Source organism: Allorhodopirellula solitaria, assembly GCF_007859855.1.
In the GTDB taxonomy this organism is placed as follows: domain Bacteria; phylum Planctomycetota; class Planctomycetia; order Pirellulales; family Pirellulaceae; genus Rhodopirellula; species Rhodopirellula solitaria.
Genome location: NZ_SJPK01000055.1, coordinates 1 through 2,996 on the forward strand (window position 1 = coordinate 1; position 2,996 = coordinate 2,996).

General features: G+C 54.2%; 2 protein-coding genes. Both read right to left on the reverse strand.

The window, feature by feature from the left end; translation table 11 throughout:
- Positions 1–180: 180 nt before the first annotated feature.
- Entirely contained in the window at positions 181–345 is a 165-nt protein-coding gene (locus tag CA85_RS25315) for a hypothetical protein (protein WP_186775207.1), read from the reverse strand.
- Between the two features lie 160 nt (positions 346–505).
- Complete coding sequence (locus CA85_RS24565; protein ID WP_146394379.1) at positions 506–1,744, reverse strand: DUF1559 domain-containing protein; 1,239 nt, start codon at positions 1,742–1,744, stop codon at positions 506–508.
- Positions 1,745–2,996: the final 1,252 nt, after the last annotated feature.

A 2,996-nucleotide genomic window follows, 5' to 3' on the forward strand; every position in this document is an offset into this window, starting at 1 on the left:
GCCAGCGCCGTTATTCTGTCCATGCGGAAACTCCGTTCTCCGAGGTGACGAGGTTGCAATTCAAGTCACTTTATGAACGGTTTTCCGCTTTTTTTATAGATCAATCCTTAACTTGATGCCTATGAGGAGGCGCTGCGCTGACCTACGGCTATTCTCTTCAACGCTTCCGTCGGATGAACCTCATTTCTCGCGATATTGCGGCGGTGGTGGATCATCCAGTTCCGGATGCTCCTTGAGCAATTGCTCGACTTCAGACAGTTCGTAGGTTGATTCTACTTTCTTCTCCGCACATCCCACGATGGTTGCAGCAACCAATAAAACCAACGAACCCAAACAAACTTTCATAACGGAATCAGACTCTAAAGGAAACGAGAAAAGGGGTGGTACCAAAAGCAGCGAGTTTTCTGCTCGCCGCCCATGGATATGCAACAGTAACTCACGCAGCATTCTCCAGTCTGACATGTCTGCTTAGCGGGCACGTCGTCTGGGGCACCGCATTGAGAAGCTAAAACTCACCGTCGACGACTTCTCTGGATGCACGCGTGCCGAGTGCCCCCCAAAGTCCGTAGGGGCTTGCGGCACCTGCCCTCGACAACGGGTCATTGTTTGCACCCGAGGTCGAAACCATGGCTCGACCAGATAGATTTCCCGATTCGATGGAGTCGGTGATGAACTTAACGGCTCCATCGCCCATCAAGACGTGAGCCCCACCTTGGTGTCGGCTGCTCGGTGGGCAAATCCCCTCGGACTGATACCACTCTTGGGTGAAGCACAGTTCGCGGTTAGGAGGTAGGATCGTGTAGATTCCCGAGTGAATATGGAGGCCCCAAGCCCAGCGATAACCACGCCGGTTGTCGATATGAGCGTTGCTGGCAAAGGGAGCCGTTGGGCTCCAAAACGCGGGTCGCGTGGGGTCCGCAAAAGGCTCGCATGCCAGAGCACCGCCCACCGCCAACAGGTTCACCGTGGACGTTCCCTTCAAGTGTCTCGAGCGTTTGTCATCGTCACCCAGGTCAGTGATGAACTCACCCATCGCAATTGTGTTCGACAAGCCATCGAGAACATCTCGGAAGGCGGAGTCCAGCTGACACTTAAAGAATCCCCGGCTGGCGGCGTTGGTGGCCTGGAAGTCAGCTGTTCCTTTGTTCGACCCATCCATGTTGTACACGGCCTGGATGTTAGTCTTGTGGATCGAGTCTCCCATGGAAACACCGTAGTTCGTGCGGCCCATCGCAGGAAGGCCGACGCCTGGGTCACTGGGGCAACGAAAAGTTGGGATGTCTGACTCGAAGGGACGATAGGGTCCGGCAGCGCCGTTGATGAGACGACTGAACACGCGGCCCGGGTACGGTCCCATCGCAGCGTAAGTGTTCCCCGCACCTGGTTCCCCCGCTGGAACCATATAGGGGTTGGAGATTTGTTGCCAAAGCGCCTGCTGTTCAATGAACGGTGTCAACCCGACCAGGGCAGATAATTCGACGCTATTGCTGCCCGGAGCAAACTCACGACCGCTCGACACGGTTGCAGTGCCGCCACCTTGGGTTGGCAATTTATCGTAGGCCGAATGGTAATTGTGCATTGCCAAGCCAAGTTGCTTGAAATTGTTGCTGCAGCTCATCCGCCGCGCCGCTTCGCGCGCTGCCTGCACCGCTGGCAGTAGCAGGCCTACAAGTACGCCAATAATCGCAATCACCACTAGCAGTTCCACCAATGTGAAACCGCGATTTCGTTTTTGTCTGGACATTAAATCACCAATACTGAACAAAGAGACTAGTTGAAAAGGAGAAGAAGTGCGTTTCGTAACGTGAACATGCGGTACGCTGTTTCGTTCGGTGCAAATCGTGCTTTGGATGTAAAAGAGGGACAGGCGGAGCAGGGATCAACGGAACCCAGCGGGCGTTCTTGGAAAGAATGAATTACTCACTTCGATCGCGCTCACCGGCTCGGACGCTCGCCGTATTTCTAACGCGCCTCACCCGCAGGTACTCTCTCGACAACGATTAGCAGATCGTCGAGCAGGACCCAGGAGTCCTCAGCGGGCCGAAAGAAGATGGAACGACACATTGTTTAAACCCCATGTCCGCGTGCGAGTGAATTGCGAGGCGCCTCGTCGTGTTGTTCGTTCAACAGACAGAGACGCGGTTAACGAGAATTGGTTTATCGCAAGCTTTGGGCCAAGATCAAACGTTAGCGAATCACTCGCCTAATCCTGTAGGAGTTTGCATGAGCCTTAAGGCAGATGGTTCCACCCAGCCAGGCGTCTGGGGCTGGCAAAGATAAGTAGTTGGCAGGGAGAAAAATCTAAAAAATCGAGCGATTTGACAGGGAGACAAGCTGTGCTCATTCTCTCATCTGAGAAGCATTGTGGTGTGCTTGAATGTTAGGCAGATATGCATGTGATATGGGCTGCTCTCCTCCTGGTGACCACAACTGCTCACGGGGAAGTGCAGGCATGCACTGACAAGCAGGCAAACGCAATCGCGTCACAGCAATATGCGGCTGATTCTGCCGCGAATCGACTTGGACGCTTACGGCTGGTGTCACATTGTGCCCACGTTCGGCCAAGTATTCCGCCGCGTCGCCGGCTCAGCGCAGCCGGCGGAGGTAATGTCTCGGCGCGGCCAGAACTAGCTATATGCTCCCAGCGATCCACTTAGCTCATCGTCGGTATAAGCAAGCAGTTCGTCTGAGTTCGCTGCACCCTCGGTCGTTGCTGCGCGGATGACGCGCCATCGCCTGGGAAACAGTTCAGTTGCCCACGATCAATTTCTGTCGTAGTGGACGAGGCGACGAGTCCAAAGCCGCAGGACTCGTCGCCTCGTCCACTACTAAAATCGACACTGATTCATCGTGTGTTGCTTATCGGACCTGGTTCTTCTCGGAATTTAGTGGCAGATAGCCGATTTTAGCTGGTTTTTGTAAACTGGTGGGATGAACAGTCTCAACGAACATTACCGTGATCTTCTTGGCCTCGATGATTCTTGGACAGTGTCCAA